Source organism: Paraglaciecola sp. QJM3NY_14, assembly GCF_056173245.1.
The window spans coordinates 4,826,164-4,842,810 of record NZ_CM149664.1; the positions used below are offsets into that span (position 1 = coordinate 4,826,164).

Annotated in this window: 18 protein-coding genes; 15 read left to right on the top strand and 3 right to left on the bottom strand. The window is 45.4% G+C overall.

The window, feature by feature from the left end:
• Nucleotides 1-222 precede the first annotated feature (222 nt).
• The 4 genes from AC0VYA_RS20645 to AC0VYA_RS20660 all read left to right on the top strand — a co-directional run bounded on the left by AC0VYA_RS20645 (nucleotide 223) and on the right by AC0VYA_RS20660 (nucleotide 2,946).
• Nucleotides 223-684, top strand: coding sequence for a nuclear transport factor 2 family protein (locus AC0VYA_RS20645; RefSeq protein WP_011576762.1), 462 nt, complete (start codon nucleotides 223-225; stop codon nucleotides 682-684).
• A gap of 112 nt (nucleotides 685-796) precedes the next feature.
• On the top strand, nucleotides 797-1,345 hold the full coding sequence (gene fldB, locus AC0VYA_RS20650) for a flavodoxin FldB (RefSeq protein WP_473476777.1): 549 nt from the start codon (nucleotides 797-799) through the stop codon (nucleotides 1,343-1,345).
• Nucleotides 1,342-2,142 (top strand): CLCA_X family protein, encoded by an 801-nt coding sequence (locus tag AC0VYA_RS20655; RefSeq protein WP_011576764.1) that lies wholly within the window; start codon nucleotides 1,342-1,344, stop codon nucleotides 2,140-2,142. The genes fldB and AC0VYA_RS20655 overlap by 4 nt, the downstream gene beginning before the upstream one ends.
• Before the next feature lie 396 nt (nucleotides 2,143-2,538).
• Nucleotides 2,539-2,946: an ExbD/TolR family protein gene (locus tag AC0VYA_RS20660; RefSeq protein ID WP_011576765.1), complete on the top strand. Its 408-nt coding sequence runs from the start codon at nucleotides 2,539-2,541 to the stop codon at nucleotides 2,944-2,946.
• A gap of 160 nt (nucleotides 2,947-3,106) precedes the next feature.
• Here AC0VYA_RS20660 and rraA read toward each other — a convergent pair whose 3' ends face one another.
• Entirely contained in the window at nucleotides 3,107-3,592 is a 486-nt protein-coding gene (gene rraA / locus AC0VYA_RS20665; RefSeq protein ID WP_006991623.1) for a ribonuclease E activity regulator RraA, read from the bottom strand.
• A gap of 206 nt (nucleotides 3,593-3,798) precedes the next feature.
• On the opposite strand from rraA, the gene AC0VYA_RS20670 reads away from it, so the two are divergent.
• The 8 genes from AC0VYA_RS20670 to AC0VYA_RS20705 all read left to right on the top strand — a co-directional run bounded on the left by AC0VYA_RS20670 (nucleotide 3,799) and on the right by AC0VYA_RS20705 (nucleotide 10,438).
• On the top strand, nucleotides 3,799-4,308 hold the full coding sequence (locus tag AC0VYA_RS20670) for a phosphatase PAP2 family protein (protein WP_011576766.1): 510 nt from the start codon (nucleotides 3,799-3,801) through the stop codon (nucleotides 4,306-4,308).
• Between the two features lie 83 nt (nucleotides 4,309-4,391).
• Entirely contained in the window at nucleotides 4,392-5,468 is a 1,077-nt protein-coding gene (locus AC0VYA_RS20675) for an MJ1255/VC2487 family glycosyltransferase (protein WP_475489517.1), read from the top strand.
• A 162-nt stretch (nucleotides 5,469-5,630) separates the two neighbouring features.
• Nucleotides 5,631-5,801, top strand: a complete 171-nt coding sequence (gene lptM, locus AC0VYA_RS20680) for an LPS translocon maturation chaperone LptM (RefSeq protein ID WP_475489518.1) — start codon at nucleotides 5,631-5,633, stop codon at nucleotides 5,799-5,801.
• A gap of 1 nt (nucleotide 5,802) precedes the next feature.
• Nucleotides 5,803-7,050, top strand: a complete 1,248-nt coding sequence (gene lysA / locus AC0VYA_RS20685) for a diaminopimelate decarboxylase (protein WP_011576768.1) — start codon at nucleotides 5,803-5,805, stop codon at nucleotides 7,048-7,050.
• Nucleotides 7,051-7,236: 186 nt separating this feature from the next.
• On the top strand, nucleotides 7,237-8,067 hold the full coding sequence (gene dapF / locus AC0VYA_RS20690; protein WP_006991618.1) for a diaminopimelate epimerase: 831 nt from the start codon (nucleotides 7,237-7,239) through the stop codon (nucleotides 8,065-8,067).
• On the top strand, nucleotides 8,064-8,762 hold the full coding sequence (locus AC0VYA_RS20695) for a DUF484 family protein (protein ID WP_475489519.1): 699 nt from the start codon (nucleotides 8,064-8,066) through the stop codon (nucleotides 8,760-8,762). Before dapF ends, AC0VYA_RS20695 begins: the two co-directional genes overlap by 4 nt.
• Nucleotides 8,763-8,777: 15 nt before the next feature.
• Nucleotides 8,778-9,674, top strand: coding sequence for a tyrosine recombinase XerC (locus AC0VYA_RS20700; protein ID WP_475489520.1), 897 nt, complete (start codon nucleotides 8,778-8,780; stop codon nucleotides 9,672-9,674).
• A 47-nt stretch (nucleotides 9,675-9,721) separates the two neighbouring features.
• Nucleotides 9,722-10,438 carry an HAD-IA family hydrolase gene (locus AC0VYA_RS20705; RefSeq protein WP_475489521.1) on the top strand — a complete coding sequence of 239 codons (717 nt, stop codon included), beginning with the start codon at nucleotides 9,722-9,724 and terminating at the stop codon, nucleotides 10,436-10,438.
• A 77-nt stretch (nucleotides 10,439-10,515) separates the two neighbouring features.
• On the opposite strand, the gene cysE is transcribed toward AC0VYA_RS20705, so the two are convergent.
• Nucleotides 10,516-11,295, bottom strand: a complete 780-nt coding sequence (gene cysE, locus AC0VYA_RS20710) for a serine O-acetyltransferase (RefSeq protein ID WP_011576772.1) — start codon at nucleotides 11,293-11,295, stop codon at nucleotides 10,516-10,518.
• A 148-nt stretch (nucleotides 11,296-11,443) separates the two neighbouring features.
• On the opposite strand from cysE, the gene uvrD reads away from it, so the two are divergent.
• Together uvrD and AC0VYA_RS20720 are read left to right on the top strand one after the other, a co-directional pair.
• On the top strand, nucleotides 11,444-13,618 hold the full coding sequence (uvrD, locus tag AC0VYA_RS20715) for a DNA helicase II (protein WP_475489522.1): 2,175 nt from the start codon (nucleotides 11,444-11,446) through the stop codon (nucleotides 13,616-13,618).
• 89 nt (nucleotides 13,619-13,707) lie between these two features.
• A complete protein-coding gene (locus AC0VYA_RS20720; protein ID WP_475489523.1) occupies nucleotides 13,708-14,964 on the top strand; it encodes a GGDEF domain-containing response regulator in 1,257 nt (418 codons plus the stop codon).
• Between the two features lie 19 nt (nucleotides 14,965-14,983).
• Here AC0VYA_RS20720 and rarD read toward each other — a convergent pair whose 3' ends face one another.
• Nucleotides 14,984-15,904 carry an EamA family transporter RarD gene (rarD, locus tag AC0VYA_RS20725; RefSeq protein ID WP_475489524.1) on the bottom strand — a complete coding sequence of 307 codons (921 nt, stop codon included), beginning with the start codon at nucleotides 15,902-15,904 and terminating at the stop codon, nucleotides 14,984-14,986.
• A gap of 157 nt (nucleotides 15,905-16,061) precedes the next feature.
• On the opposite strand from rarD, the gene AC0VYA_RS20730 reads away from it, so the two are divergent.
• Complete coding sequence (locus tag AC0VYA_RS20730) at nucleotides 16,062-16,319, top strand: hypothetical protein (RefSeq protein WP_475489525.1); 258 nt, start codon at nucleotides 16,062-16,064, stop codon at nucleotides 16,317-16,319.
• Nucleotides 16,320-16,647: the final 328 nt, after the last annotated feature.

Genomic DNA, 16,647 nt, shown 5'->3' on the forward strand with positions numbered 1-16,647 from the left:
CGCATTCATGGGTATGCCTCGGTAGTTGAAGCTGCGCGTATAGGCATGCCCTAACAATACATCACCCAACAGAATAAAATCATATTAATACTACATATTAAACATTACATTAACGACCCTTTTGCGCAATTAAATCGCCTTGCTCCACATCTTGCTCTAGAAGGTCAAACAGTGAAATACTGCGACTCAGTCTTTAGCGAAGTTCCTTTGAGGGCGATCAATATGAAATCTAGAATACGCAAGATAACCTCTTTATTCGTCTCCGGCATTGTCCTAGTTTCTTGTCTCAGCGTGTTTACCGCGCAAACCATCGCACAACAACAGTCAGCTAACATTGACCGCATCGCTAGTTTTATGGCTGCTTACAATGAGCATGATATAGATGGCATGCTGTTGAATATGAAAGACGATGTAAAATGGCTGGGTGTGGCTAACAACCAGCTAGTCGTAGAGACAGCAGATAAAAAGCAATTGCAGCAGGCGATGTTGGCGCATTTTGAGGCACAACCAAATGCCCGCTCACGCATTAAGAACAGCATAGAATTAGGTAACACCGTGGCGGTCGTAGAAGAAGCATTTATTGTTCGCGGTGAAATAACAACCTCTCAATGCGCTATGTCTATTTATCAATTAGCCGATGGCTTGATTGCAAGTATCACCTATTATGCAGCGGCTGAGTGTTAAAACCCCCCCAGTTAAAGCAGTAAAAGTGCATGAAGAAAGTTCATCAAGCCTAGACCATTGCACGGCAAACAAGGACAATAGCGCAACTTAATAGCGGCATTAAAAGGTACCCATGTCAGATACGGCGTTTAAAATTGGTTTATTTTACGGTTCAACTACTTGCTACACCGAAATGGCCGCAGAGAAAATTCAAACCGCATTTAACCGGTTGTTTGATGCTCATGTAGTGGATATTTTCAATATAAAAGAGGTACCGCTTAGCCAAGCAGAACAGTTCGATGTGCTGATTTTTGGAATTTCCACATGGGATTTTGGGGAACTACAAGAAGACTGGGAATCCTGCTGGCAAGACATCAGTCAACTTAACCTTGAAAACAAAACAGTGGCTTTGTTTGGCCTAGGTGATCAGCTTGGTTATGCCCAGTGGTTCCAAGATGCCCTTGGTATGCTTCACGATGAGCTCATTATACTAGGCTGCAAAATGATCGGTTATTGGCCAAATGAAGGCTATGAATTCACTGAATCGAAAGGATTAACCGAAGATGGCTCACATTTTGTTGGGTTATCCCTAGATGATGAAAACCAGTACGATAAAACTGAGCAGCGTATCGATAGCTGGGCAGAACAATTACTACTAGAACTGGATAACGACGATCAGTGATCCCCACAGCTGGCCAATCAAGACTGCATCGACCGTATTATCGCAATGGTGATGAACATCGAGGCGGCGCCGACGTCAGCTTCCAAGACATCGTAAAAATCTTCGGTTTTCGCACCGTAAATATTGGCAAATGGGTCACCCCGGAAGAACAGCAAATCGCCGCTAACCTATTTTTTGATGCCTTTTGCGACTTAATGGATATTTTGCAGGTGCCAGAGTCGGTTATTTCATTAAATGGCACCTTGTCATTAGCGTTTGGTACGGGCGGGCGAAAACACAGTTGCGCCCATTATGAGTCACAAACTAAACGCCTTGCATTAGCCAAAAATGCAGGTGGCGGGTCCTTGGCTCACGAATGGTTTCACGCTTTCGACCATTATATTTGCGACAAACTTTTTGTTGTTTGTCAGCCGCATAATTTTGCCTCGGAACTGTGGTTAGATGATCATGAGATGCATCCCCACCCGCTCAACAAAAAGCTGAGCCTGTGCTTCGAGAGTATTTTTTTATCGCCTGATAAAGAAGAGCCTAATCAATATGTACTGGCCAGCGCCCTAGTGGATAAAGAAATGAAATTGTATTATTTCGCTCGCCCTCAAGAATTAGCGGCGCGAGCATTTGAAGCGATCATCCAAGATCATGGCATACGTAACGCATTCCTAGTGCAAGGCACCAAGAAGAGTCCAGAAGCACTGTTGGGGGTGTACCCTAAGGACCAACATCGTCAAAACGTGCAGGATCATTTCTTAGATTACTTTGTTTATCTCGGTCAGGCGCTAGAGAATAAAAGTACTTAGCAGTCAATGTTATGATTTCCTCAAGCGCTCAAAAAATGCACTAGGTTTGCAAAACATAGCGTTCTACGATACAAATAGTGCGCGTGCCGAAAAATGATCTGCGAGATCCTCAGGTTGATCTGAGTCACTCTTATCTTGGTTTTGGTCGTGGGAATATGTCAATAAAGAGAGCAAACGGTTTTTTGAATAAACAGTTTGTTGTATGAAAAACGCCATTCACCTCTTTTGGTTTGTCACCTGATGAATCTTTAAGGGTGTTTTTTATACCGCTAATGTGAAAAACAATACAATTTCGTTAATACAATTGCATAAATTTATGTAATTAGTGGATGCTCTCAACTAAAAGTGCCTTTATACTAGGCGAATTCAATTTCAACAATTTGGCGACAAGTACAGATGAAAAGAAAGAAGCACGGCTCTTCTGATGACGAAGCAGCAATAGATATGACCCCCATGTTGGACATCGTGTTCATCATGTTGATTTTCTTCATTGTTACCACCTCTTTCGTAAAAGAAAAAGGTTTAGATGTTTTGCGTCCAAAAGACTCAAATTCACCGCCGCCGAAAACGAATGTTAAATCTCTAGCTATCCGCGTTAACGAAGATGGCACTATCATGATGAACAGTCGTGAAGTGGATATCCGCCGTATCGTAGCGAACATTCAAAGCTTCTTAGCTGAGAACAACACAGATTCTGCTGCTGTTCAAGCTCACCCTAAAGCGAAGCACGGTGTTGTAACTGAAGTCATTAACCAAGCTAAAGAAGCTGGCATCGCCAACGTTTCTGTTTTAGTAGGTAAGTAACTTATTCGTTACTAACGACTGCATCAAATACGAAAAAAGCCATCATATGATGGCTTTTTTTATGTCTGTTGCTTTTTAAACTTGCAGTTAATACCAACGCCATTAAATAATTAGCCACTTAGCGAAAATTTAAAGGAATTGGTATAAGACCGCTCAGAGCTTACTCGACGTCTAAAGGTTCAGGGGAGAGAATAATCCCTGTGCGGTCGGCATACACATGATCTTCTGGCAAAAACGTCACGCCACCAAAATTCACCGCAACATCAACTTCACCCACGCCTTGGTCGTCAGCACTGACCGGTATAGAGGCGATAGCATGCACACCCACGTTAATCTCTTCTAAATCATCGACCTCGCGCACACTGCCATAACAAATAATACCTTCCCAGCCGTTATCTAAAGCGATTTGCGCTGCGGCAGAATCTATTAACGCTCGGCGCATAGAGCCACCGCCGTCGATTAGCAATACTTTTCCTAGCCCAGGCTTTTCCAGCGCTTTGAGAATAACGCCTTTGTCTTCGAAACATTTGATGGTGGTAATTTCACCTCCAAAAGAAGCGCGGCCACCAAAGCTAACAAACATGGGTTCTACCACATCAACACTGTCAGCAAATAAATCACATAATGCAGACGTATTATATTCCATTGCTAATCCCCTTCAGACGAATTACCACCAGTATACTGCTAGGTAGTGGCAATGCTACCACTAATCAAGCTTTTACACGGTTTTTTGATGAAACCTAGTACGGGAAATTTATTTCATAAACTGTTCTTTAATCTGTCACCTAAGCTTCACACAGAAAAAATAACATCATCAACACTGAATAGAATGCGAGTTGATGGAGTGTCACGATGAAAACACTGACTCAGACAGATACCCAGCTTTTTCATTGGCTTTTTGGACTGACCGCTAAGCGTGACTGTCGCTGGATCATCTGGATGTCTCGCACTGGTGACGGTCACCTGTATCTCATCTTAGGCTTATTCCTTTGGTTATTTGAAGCAGAGCATGGTGCATTGTTTCTATACAGCGCATTACTCGCTTACAGCCTTGAATTGCCAGTGTATTTAATTTTGAAAAAATTCCTACGCCGACAACGTCCCTGCGACTTATTGCAGAATTTCAGCGCCCATATTACCCCATCCGACAAATTCAGCTTACCCTCGGGTCATACAGCAGCCGCATTTTTAATGGCATCGTTGATCGCCAGTTTTTATCCATCCATGCTGATTTTGGTTTATTGCTGGGCGAGCATCATTGGTTTATCTCGCGTGTTATTAGGTGTTCATTATCCCAGTGATATTCTAGCTGGCGCCGCATTAGGCCTAAGCATGTCTTATTTTAGTTTGTCTTTACTATAAATAGCCCTTACTTGAAGAATTTACTTTGACTAAAGGTTTACCTTAACCAAAACACTTGTCTTAACCTAAGAGAGTACTCACCTTTGAAGATATTGTACGGTGTACAAGGCACCGGTAATGGACACACTACGCGCGCCCGAGTCATGGCAAAAGCCTTCAATCAGCGCAGCGATATTCAAGTCGACTACCTATTTTCTGGTCGAGACAAAGACAAATACTTTGATATGGACGTCTTCGGCGACTTTGCCAGTTATCGCGGCTTAACGTTTGAAACCAAGGGTGGAAAAATCAGTAAAACTGCGACTTTCAAATCAGCCAAGTTGCGTGAATTACACCAAGACATCAAGAGCATTCGCGCTAAGGATTACGATTTAGTGATCAATGATTTTGAGCCAATTAGCGCATGGGCGGCCAAACTCAATAACATCCCGTCTATATCTATCAGTCATCAGGCGGCATTCATGCACTCCGTGCCTCAACAGCCAGGCACCCTGTTCGACAAATTCATCACCCGCCACTTTGCCCCCACCGATTTGCACCTAGGTGTGCACTGGTATCATTTTGGCCATCCGATCATGCCGCCTTTCATTGAAGCAGACGACAGCCAATCGCCACCTTCGCGCACCTATTTGGTGTATTTGCCCTTTGAAGAAATAGACGACATTAATGCTTTGCTTGACCCTTTCTCAGAGCATGATTTTATCTGCTTTCACCCTAAAATAGAGCAAGACAAACACCTAGGGAATATTCAGTGGCGCCGCCCATCTAAAGTCGATTTTGTGCGTATTTTACAAAGCTGCTCAGGGGTGATAGCTAACGCGGGTTTCGAACTGGCCAGTGAATGTCTCCATTTCGGCAAGAAACTGTTGATCAAACCTCTTAGCGGTCAATTTGAACAACTATCCAATGCCAAAACCCTAGAACAACTCGGTTTAGCTCAAAGCATGCCGACGCTTGACAGCGACATCGTAGAGGAATGGTTAATTAAGCCTGCTATCGAGCGTATCGCCTACCCGCAAAACCCCGATATTCTTATTGATTGGTTGGTCAAACGTGACTGGCAAGCCGTTAACACGTTGTGCGAACAACTCTGGAGTAAAGTACGCTTCCCCCAGTCAGTCCTCACTCAGTTAGATAAACTGCCAAAAGCCAGTCGCTAACCTCACAAGACATGGTCGATCACACGGTTTTTTCACAGCAGTGGGGCAGATTAGCTTTGGTTAAAATGAATATAGAATATAACGCTTAAAGCACTGTTAACACGTTGCATTTTACGCTGGGAGTGCCATCATACGCGGCTACACTATCAGTTGAGGCCTGAGATGCGACGTAAAACTACTTTTTTGTTAGCGCTGATAAGCGCGTTTACTCTGTTAACGCTGCAAGGCTGTGGGCAAAAGAAACCCTTGACCCTGCCAGAAAAACCACAACAGAATACGTCATCTCAGACAACCCCTACCCCATCTCAAGATTCCCAAGAAGGTAAGCAGTAATATGGATTTTTTTGGCTACAACAATAAAAAACTCTATGCAGAAGATGTATCGCTGCACGACATAGCCCAAACTCACGGCACCCCATGTTATGTTTATTCAAAAGCGACAATAGAGCGTCACTGGTTAGCATTTGATAAAGCCGCTGGTGCCCACCCACATTTGGTCTGCTATGCAGTGAAAGCCAACTCAAATTTAGGCGTGTTAAGCGTACTTGCTAAGCTCGGCTCTGGCTTTGATATTGTATCCGGTGGCGAACTTTTACGCGTACTTAAAGCGGGCGGTGACCCAACCAAAGTGGTGTTCTCAGGTGTGGGCAAAACGCCTGAAGAGATTGCATTAGGCTTACAGCACAACATCAAGTGTTTTAATGTTGAATCCCCTGCAGAGCTAGAGCGCATCAGTCAAGTGGCTGTTGCTGAAAACAAAATTGCACCGATTTCAATCCGCGTGAACCCAGATGTTGACGCGAAAACCCATCCATATATTTCTACCGGCTTGAAAGCCAATAAGTTCGGTATTGAGCGTGAGCAAGCAGTAGAAGTGTATCGCCACGCTGCGTCCTTACCGAATCTTGAGATCAAAGGAATAGATTGCCACATAGGCTCGCAATTAACTGAAATTGCGCCCTTTGTTGATGCCCTAGATAAACTGTTGGTTCTTATTGATGAGCTTGCCGAAAATGGCATTACATTGGCGCATTTAGATGTAGGCGGTGGCTTAGGCGTAACGTATAAAGATGAAACGCCTCCTCATCCTGATGAGTACACCCAAGCAATCGCGCAGCGCATGCAAGGGCGTGAAGATTTACAGCTCATCTTTGAACCGGGCCGCGCCATTATGGCCAATGCCGGTGTGCTACTGACCAAGGTTGAGTTCTTAAAACAAGGGGCTGAAAAGAACTTTGCGATCGTTGATGCCGCTATGAACGATTTAATTCGCCCGGCATTATACTCAGCTTGGCAAAGCATCATTCCACTTGATACGTCTTTGACGCGTGACAGTGCGGTTTATGATGTTGTTGGGCCCATTTGCGAGACAGGCGATTTCATTGGAAAAGAGCGTGAATTGGCGATCGATGCGGGCGATTACCTCGCGGTACGCAGCGCGGGTGCTTATGGGTTTGTCATGGCGTCCAATTACAACAGTCGCTGTAAGGCCGCTGAAATCATGGTCGACAAAGACCAGGTAATGGTTGTTCGTGAACGAGAAACCCTTGAAGACTTGTGGCGTGGTGAAAGCGTACTGTAAAAGTATCGCACTACCTATAGCGTTACCTATTGCACATTAGAATGCACTGTAAGTTGCATCGTCCCTTAGCCAAGACGATGCAAACCCATAGTCAGCCGTGCTTTGAAATGATATAACCATCATTATAGGTACTTGATACAAGGGCGATCGTCGTCTTATTAAGTGATTTTTACGTAAGTGGCAAACATGCAAGTTCAGTTTTCAAAGATGCACGGTTTAGGCAATGACTTTGTCGTTATCGACAACGTAACCCAAAACGTTTTTTTCAGTAAAGAAAAAATTTCCCAGTTGGCGGATCGCAATTTCGGTATCGGCTTCGACCAATTATTGGTCGTAGAGCCTCCGTACGACCCGGAACAAGACTTTCATTATCGTATTTTTAACTCCGACGGCTCTGAGGTTTCCCAGTGCGGCAACGGTGCTCGTTGTTTCGCTCGCTTTGTTAAGATGAAAGGCCTAACCAACCGCAACAAAATCGTGGTAAGCACCAAGGCTGGTCGCATCGTGTTATATCATGAGCGTGACGGGCAAATTACCGTCAACATGGGCGAGCCTATTTTTGAACCGGCTAAAATCCCGTTAAAGGCCAACAAGCAAGAAAACATTTATATCATCCGCGAGAACGACCACACCTTCTTTTGCGGTGCAGTTTCCATGGGTAACCCCCATTGTGTATTATTAGTGGATGATGTCGAAACCGCTGATGTAGAAGGCATAGGTAAAACGTTAGTTGCCCACGAACGCTTTCCTGAGGGTGCCAACATCGGATTTATGCAGATTTTAAACAGCGGTCATATTAAGCTTCGTGTTTATGAGCGCGGCGTGGGTGAAACCCTCGCGTGTGGTAGCGGCGCGTGTGCAGCCGTCGCCGTAGGGCAAATGCAGAAAAAGTTAAACAAGGAAGTCACTGTCGATTTACCAGGTGGTACCTTGAAAATTCGTTGGCAAGGGCCAGGGTCAATCTTAAAAATGACAGGGACAGCGGAACATGTCTTTGATGGAAATATCACGTTATGAATGAAGCATCTGGTCAGCAAAAAAGTCCATTAGACGACACCGCTTCCTTTGCTGAACCGGATGGGTTAACTGAACAGCAGGTGGCTATCTATCTTGCCAAGCACCCTGAGTTTTTCGTTAAACACCCAGCGTTACTTGAGCAACTGCAATTGCCCCATGCCCAAAAAGGCAGTGTCTCTCTGGTCGAGCGCCAAAGTGAACAGCTACGCCAAAAAGTACGCTTACTCAATTCCAAACTGACTCAGCTGATCAGCATCGCTAAACAAAACGAAGCCATATACCGTATTTATGCCGATCTAAACCTACGCGTATTGAAATGCTCTGACATAAGTTCAGTGCAATATGTGCTCGAAGACGTGATGCAAGAGCAGTTAAATCTTTCATCTGTCGCTTTGAAACCTTACAAGGGTGCCTTTGCATTACCAGAAATTCAGCGCAAATTATTTGCCGAAAAGCGCTTTAAAGACGAGGCGTTTTTCTTCGGCCGCTTGAGCGAGCACGAAAAAAAGCTGTTATTTAATGACCAACAAGCTGAATCTGTTGCCTTATTGCGCTTAGGTGAAAACGGCGAGCTGGGTATTTTAGCCATTGGCAGCAACGATCCTGGGCACTTTAACCCTGACATGGACACCTTGCTTATCACTCAGTTACAACAGTTTTTAAGCATTCTACTGCCTAAGTTACTGGCTTACTGACATCCAGGCTGACGAATGAGCGAACAGCCAAGTCTGCAACCCTTACTCGGCAAGTACTTTGATTATCTTAAGTACGAACGTAATCTGGCCGCTAAATCCATTGAAAATTATCAGCGTCAACTCGCCAGCATCTGCCAAGCCCTCACCATTACCGCATGGCCACAGCTAACAGTCGATCATGTGCGCCAAGTGCTGAATCAGGCTCGTCGTCAAGGGTTGAGCCCACGTAGTATCGCCCTTCGACTATCTGCACTGCGTGGCTACTGTGCTTATTTGGTTGAGCTCGAAGTGTTATCTAGTAACCCAGCCAAGGCGGTACAAGCGCCTAAACAAGGCAGTCCATTACCTAAACAGCTTAATGTAGATGAAATGCATCAGCTGCTAGACTTCGATGATGACTCTCTCCTTGGGGTTCGAGATAAAGCCATGCTCGAGCTGACCTACAGCTGCGGCTTACGTTTAGCTGAGCTGGCCGATTTAAACCTGAAAAGCCTACAAGACGATGGCCAATTAAGGGTGATGGGTAAAGGCAGTAAAGAGCGCATACTGCCCGTTGGTAAAACGGCGTTAAAATGCCTTGGCGAATGGTTGAAAGTGCGCGGTGTTTTAGCTGACGGTGATGAGCCGGCATTGTTTTTAAGCAAACACAGAAGGCGTATCAGTCATAGGCAAATTGCGAAACGGATGCAGTTGTGGGCCAAGCAGCAGCATTTAGATCAAGATATCAACCCACACAAATTACGCCATTCATTCGCCACCCACATTTTAGAATCAAGCGGTGATTTACGCGGAGTGCAAGAACTACTCGGCCATGCGAATTTATCCACTACGCAAGTGTATACCCATCTGAACTTTCAGCATTTGGCTAGCGTATACGATACAGCGCACCCCAGAGCCAAGCGTCGAAAATAGCATTTCGGCGGATCATTAATGCAAGAAAAGAGGACAGAATCGACAACATGATTTATTACCGTAATATCGGCCAAATTAAGGCCATGACGTTCGATCTCGATGACACCCTTTACGACAATTACCCTTACATCATCCGCGCTGAACACGCCTTGATTGAGTTTTTGGGTAGCTTTGCAGATGACCCATCCCACAGCCATCCAGCCTATTGGCGTGACCATAGACGCGCCACATTAAAACAAAAGCCTGAGCTTCACAGTGACATGGGCATGTTGCGCCGAGAAGTGCTTACCAGCGGCATTCAAGCATTCGGTCACAGCGGCCATGCGCTTAAGAGCGCGGTGGATGAAGCCTTCGACTTTTTCTATTTTGAACGCAGCAATTTTCAAGTGAGTAGTGAAGTCACTGATATCCTGAGTAAGCTAGGGGAGCGCTGGCCGTTAGTCGCTATCACCAATGGCAATGTAAACTTAGAGCAAATCGGTATCGCGGATTACTTTCAAAAGAGCTTTCATGCCAGTTTAGCGTTTCCCATGAAGCCCAACAGCGCTATGTTCGATGCAGCTAAGAAGCTGTTAAACCTGCCCGGTGAATCCATATTGCATGTGGGGGATAACCTAGAAAAGGACGTTTTAGGTGCCAAGAAAGCCGGATTCATGAGTGCCTGGTATGCAGATAATCGCCCGATGTCACTTAATAACGAAGACGTTACCGTGTTACCGGATATTCAACTGAAACATTTAAGCGAGCTGTGCGATATAAACTAAGCTCTGGGTCAACACAATACTCGCTCGATAACGGCAACGCCTTATCAGGCGAGTTGCCGATTAATCTTTTAGCTAAACTAATCTTCTAAAACGTTCTGGCGCATAGTTTGACAGGGATTTTGGCAACTTGGCTTGCCCACAATTTTAGCTGGCACACCTGCAACCGTAACGTGTGATGGCACATCCGCTAATACCACACTACCAGCGCCGACCTTAGCACCTGGGCCAATTTCAATATTACCTAATATTTTGGCACCCGCGCCTATCATCACCCCATGGCGCACTTTAGGATGCCTGTCGCCAACTTCATTCCCTGTACCGCCAAGGGTTACAGATTGCATAATCGATACGTTATCTTCAATCACCGCCGTTTCACCGACAACGATACCCGTGGCATGATCAAACATCACGCCTTGCCCAATATATGCCGCAGGATGAATATCCACAGACAACACTTCAGAGCTGCGACTTTGAATAAACAACGCCAATTCATGGCGGCCCATTAACCACAACATATGCGCAAAACGATGCACCTGAATGGCATGAAACCCTTTAAAGTAAAGCAGCACGGTTAAATACGATTTCACCGCAGGGTCGCGCTCAAAGGTTGCTTCAATATCAAACACAGTCGCCTCTACTAACAAGGGCTGGTCGCGATAAGCTTGGTCAAGCATGGTGCGTAAAGCCTTAGCCGACATCACTTTATCGGATAACTTATTGGACAAAATAAAGCTCAGCGCACCTGCGAAGTCATCTTGCTTTAAAATGCATTCATCTACATAAGTGGCAAGCAAGGGTTCTTTTTCAGTCATCACCTGTGCTTCATTACGAAGCGTTTGCCAAAAATTATTGTCCACGAGTATCCACCTTATGTCTGCATCAGTCGGCAGTGTAATCAGTTGTTATTTTAAAGCCTAATAATGACTAAGAACAAATTCATTAATTGTATAAAAACACAGTATAACTGTTATAATGCGTTCATAATTCTACAGCATTTTTTCCCCCATGGATGTATCTCGACTCTTAGAACAACTCAATGATAAACAACGTGATGCAGTTGCCTCGCCTGCTGCTGACATGCTTATTCTGGCCGGCGCTGGCAGCGGTAAGACCCGAGTGTTGGTGCATCGCATTGCCTGGTTAATGGAAGTAGAAGGCATTGCCCCTTGGGGTATTCTCGCCGTTACTTTTACCAACAAGGCCGCTCGTGAAATGCGCGGGCGTATCGAAGAGTTGCAAGGCAGTGCACTAAGCAATATGTGGATAGGCACCTTTCACGGTATCGCTCACAGACTATTGCGCACCCATTACGCTGAAGCTAAGTTACCCGAAAACTTCCAAATACTCGATTCAGACGACCAATATCGCCTAGTGCGCCGTGTCATCAAGAGTATGAACCTAGACGAAAAGCAATGGGCGCCGAAACACGTTCAGTGGTACATCAATGGCAATAAAGACGAAGGTTTAAGACCTGAGCACATAGATACTCACGGTGACTATAATCAGAAAAAGTTATGTGAAATTTATCAGGTTTACCAGCAAACCTGCGAACGAGCTGGCTTGGTAGATTTCGCCGAGTTATTACTACGCGCCCATCAACTATGGGTAGAAAATCCTGAGCTACTTAAACATTATCAAACCCGCTTTCGCGCAGTGCTTGTGGACGAGTTTCAAGACACTAACAACATCCAATACGCTTGGCTGCGCCTATTAGCCGCGCCTACCAACAATATGATTATTGTTGGTGATGACGACCAATCAATTTATGGTTGGCGCGGGGCAAATGTGCAGAATATTCAACACTTCTTGCGTGATTACCCTCAAGCAAAAACCATACGCTTAGAGCAGAACTATCGCTCCACGGGCAATATATTAAAAGCGGCCAATGCCGTCATCGATAATAACCAAGGCCGTTTAGGCAAAGAGTTATGGACCGACGGTGTAGACGGCGAACCTATTTCTTTGTATGCCGGTTTTAACGAGTTAGATGAAGCACGCTTTGCGGTATCGCGCATAAAAGACTGGCAGACCCAAGGTTATGCCCTCAGCGATTGCGCTATTTTGTATCGCAACAACGCCCAATCACGCGTACTGGAAGAAGCGTTATTGCAAGAGTCTGTGGCCTATCGCATATACGGTGGCTTGCGATTCTTCGAGCGTCAGGAAATCCGTGATGCTTTAGGTTATCTGCGTATTATCAACCAACAAATTGACGATGCCGCATTTGAGCGCGTCGTGAATACCCCTACGCGTGGCATTGGTGATAAAACCTTGTCTCAGGTGCGTGAGCAAGCCAGAGAGCATGACTTGTCTATGTGGCAAGCAAGCTTACAGCTACTGCGTGAAAAACGCTTGTCAGGCCGTGCAGCCAATGCGCTACAAGCCTTCGTGGATTTAGTCTTAAAACTGCAAAAAGACACCACGGATTTACCCTTAGAGCAACACGCTGATCACGTCATCAAAAATTCTGGTTTGTACGCCATGTACAAAGCAGAGAAAGGCGAAAAAGCCCAAGCACGTATCGAAAACTTAGAAGAACTCGTGACCGCGTGTAAGCAATTTGCGCCCCCAGAAGAAGCTGAAAACATGAGTCCCATGTCAGCGTTTCTTGCCCATGCTTCGCTTGAAGCTGGTGACGCCCAGGCAGATAAGCATCAAGATGCCGTGCAGATGATGACCATACACACAGCCAAAGGGCTAGAATTCCCTATGGTATTGTTAGTGGGTGTGGAAGAGGGCATGTTCCCCAGCCAAATGAGCAATGACGAACCCGGCAAAATAGAGGAAGAGCGCCGCCTTTGCTACGTGGGCATGACTCGCGCAATGCAAAAACTCTATCTCACCTACGCTGAAAGTCGTCGTGTTTATGGCCAAGACAAATACCATACGCCATCTCGCTTTATCAAAGAAATACCCACAGAATTTATTGAAGAAGTTCGCCTGCGCACCAAAGCGACGGTGTCACGCCCAATGCAAAGTCGTTTTCAGACTTCTGCAAGTCATACCGCGTTTGACTCTACGGGCTTTAAACTCGGGGAGCGAGTGACTCATCGTAAATTCGGGGAAGGCACTGTGCTTAACTACGAAGGCAGTGGCGAGCACGCCAGAGTGCAGGTGAATTTTGATAATGTTGGCAGTAAATGGTTAGTGCTGTCATTTGCAAAACTAGATAAAATTTAACGCCTTAAGTTTACCCTTTCTGCGAGGTGCTATAAGGTAGCGATACATTTAAGTGCTCCTTAGTATCAGCGGAAAGGTAAAATGGCTTTATGCGCCCAAAAGTCTTGATAATTGACGATAACGAACAAAGCGTAGACGTCATTGCCAGCTTGATACTCAAAGCACAGTTAACCCCAGTTAAAGCGACTAGCCTGACTGCGGCGCAACATATATTCTCGCACTCGGCACCTGAAGATTTTTTATGTGCCATCGTTGATTATCGCCTGCCAGACGCCCCCATCGGTCAAGCGATTGACTTCACCCTAGCCTCATTTCTACCGACCATAGTGACCACCGAATTCTTAGATCCAGAAACCAGAGCCGGTATCCTGAATAAAAACGTCATTGATTATATTTTGAAAGAAAACGAGCAGGTCTATGAGTATTTAAGCGTGTTGCTCAGCCGTTTGCACAAGAATAAGAGTGAAGGTGTATTAGTTGTCGATAACGCAAGAGTCAGCCGTCAGCGCAGCATTTCGCTGTTACAGCGCCACAACTTTATGACGCATGAGGCTATAACCGGCCAACAAGGTCTTGAGGCGCTCACTCGCTACAGCCATATAAAGTTAGTGATTGTTGCTAATAAATTGCCTGACATGACCGGCATTGCACTGCTCAATGAAATTCGTAAGCGCGCCTCAAAAGACGATATCGCGGTAATAGGCTTGTCAGATCACAGTGACACCGGGGTTTCAGCTCGGTTTATTAAAAGCGGAGCCAACGATTATCTTGCCCAGCCCTATGGCCAAGAAGAATTCTTATGCCGGATCATGCAAAACATCGAATATATCGAAAACATTGAGCTGATACGTAGGGCTGCCAATTCTGATTTTCTCACTGGCTTACCGAATCGGCGACACTTCTTCGAACGGGCCGCAGCGGCGACCCAGCTCGTACCGAAATGCCAAACTTTGGCACTCATTGACATCGACCTATTCAAATCAGTGAACGATACCTATGGCCATGATTGCGGTGATTACACCTTACGAGAAATCGCCAAACTGGTTTCATCAACATTTGCGCCGCACATTCCTGCACGCTTTGGCGGCGAAGAGTTTTGTGTGTTTTTACCAAATGTTGATCTGCCAAGCGCTGTACAACTCTTCGAATCGTTTCGTGAGGCATTAGCCCAGCTCACCTTCAAATTTGAAGGCAAAACGTTTCACTGCACTGTGAGTATTGGGCTAACAGCCATCGCTACAGGTGGGGTTAATAGTATGCTGCGAAAAGCGGATGAATACCTCTACCAAGCCAAGGCTGGCGGTCGCAACCAAGTGGTACACGACCCCGTAGAAGAAGTAGTTTAACTTTCCGCTAAGTGGTTAATCATTTATTGGCATTGGTATTAGGCTGCTTTAACGCTTTTCTGACCTTACGATACTGGCGCAATGAATCATAACTAAACAAGCCCAGTGCCAACCATACAAAAGCAAACATCACGATTTTGTTGTCATCTAACGGCTCACCGTAGACCACCGCCGCCAATACAAACATCAAACTTGGGCCAATATATTGAAAAAAGCCTAATGTCGAAAACATGATGCGTTTAGCCGCTGCGGTAAAACACAATAAAGGCGCTGTGGTCACGATACCGGCGCAAATCAGAGTAATGTTGAGTGCCATGTCATTGGTCACCATGTTGCTGTATTCACCGGCGAACCAAATCCAATATGTAATCGCAGGAAGCAGTAAAAACACACTTTCAATAAGCAAGCCTGGCAATGAATCCACCGCGACCTGTTTGCGCAGTAAACCATAGATACCAAATGTGCCAGCGAGTGCAAGAGCCACCCAAGGTAACTGCCCGTAACCGATGATAAAATACACCACACCTGAGAGCGCTAACCCAACCGCGACTTTTTGCAAACGGCGCAAGCGTTCGCCCAAAAACAAGCGACCAAGAAACACGTTCAACAATGGGTTGATGTAATAGCCTAAACTGGCATCAAGCAGGTGGTTATTGTTAATCGCCCAGATAAAGATAAACCAGTTGGCGGCCAGTAATACCCCTGAAATTAAGAGGACCTGCATCACCTTAGGGTTAAGGATCGCCTGCTTGACTTTGTTCGCTTTGCCGGTAACGACTACAAGCAACGTGAGTACAATCACCGACCAGATAATGCGATGCATCAATATTTCCATCGCTGGCACTTGGCCTAGCAACTTGAAATACATTGGGGCAATTCCCCACATGGTATATGCCGCTATCGCAAATAAGACGCCCGATTTCACCGCTTTATCATTCATTTCAAGCCCCTTTATCTATCAAGCGCAGGAGTGTGAATTAACTGCCCTGTAAAAGCAACGGGCGCTGTTAGGCTTGCCTACGATTTTTTGTATACACTGAAATAATTCATACCAATTCCGGTCTTGTTTTATCAATAAAATCCATAAGGTAACGCAAGTGATAAACAGAAATATTGGGCTATTAAATCAACTTTTTAACCCTACTTTGGTAAAGCGCTCCGTTTTCACGGCATTAATCGTTGGCGCAATATTAAATGTGATCAACCAGTACGATCGCATATTTGGTCAAGCATCCATTCTGTGGGGGAATTTAATCTTAACGTTTATCGTGCCTTACTTTGTCTCGTCTATTTCCGGTATGTTAACCCTACGCCAGTTCGCAAAGCAGCACGCCTCAAAACCCACATCAGAGTAACCTCACGTTAAAGTTACGGCTCTGCTCTGACTGTTCTCGTTATCGGCGATGGCCATCGGCTTTGGCTTTAGCTGTGGCTTAAGGCAAGGGTAAGTAAATATTGCAAAAAATCCGCCTAAATCAGCTCATAGTGGGTAAATTTTTGCTGTTTTAGCCAATATCATGGCATTCCATTTACGAGTCAATGCGCACAATCCCATGCACTTTCTTGGCGTGAAACACCTTATGCTATAAGGCTTAACGCAATATTCGCTGAAGGACTTGGCTAATGCGCCCGTCGCTCACTCATGCCGCGCCGTCCTTTGGTATACATCCTGCAAAGTAGGTC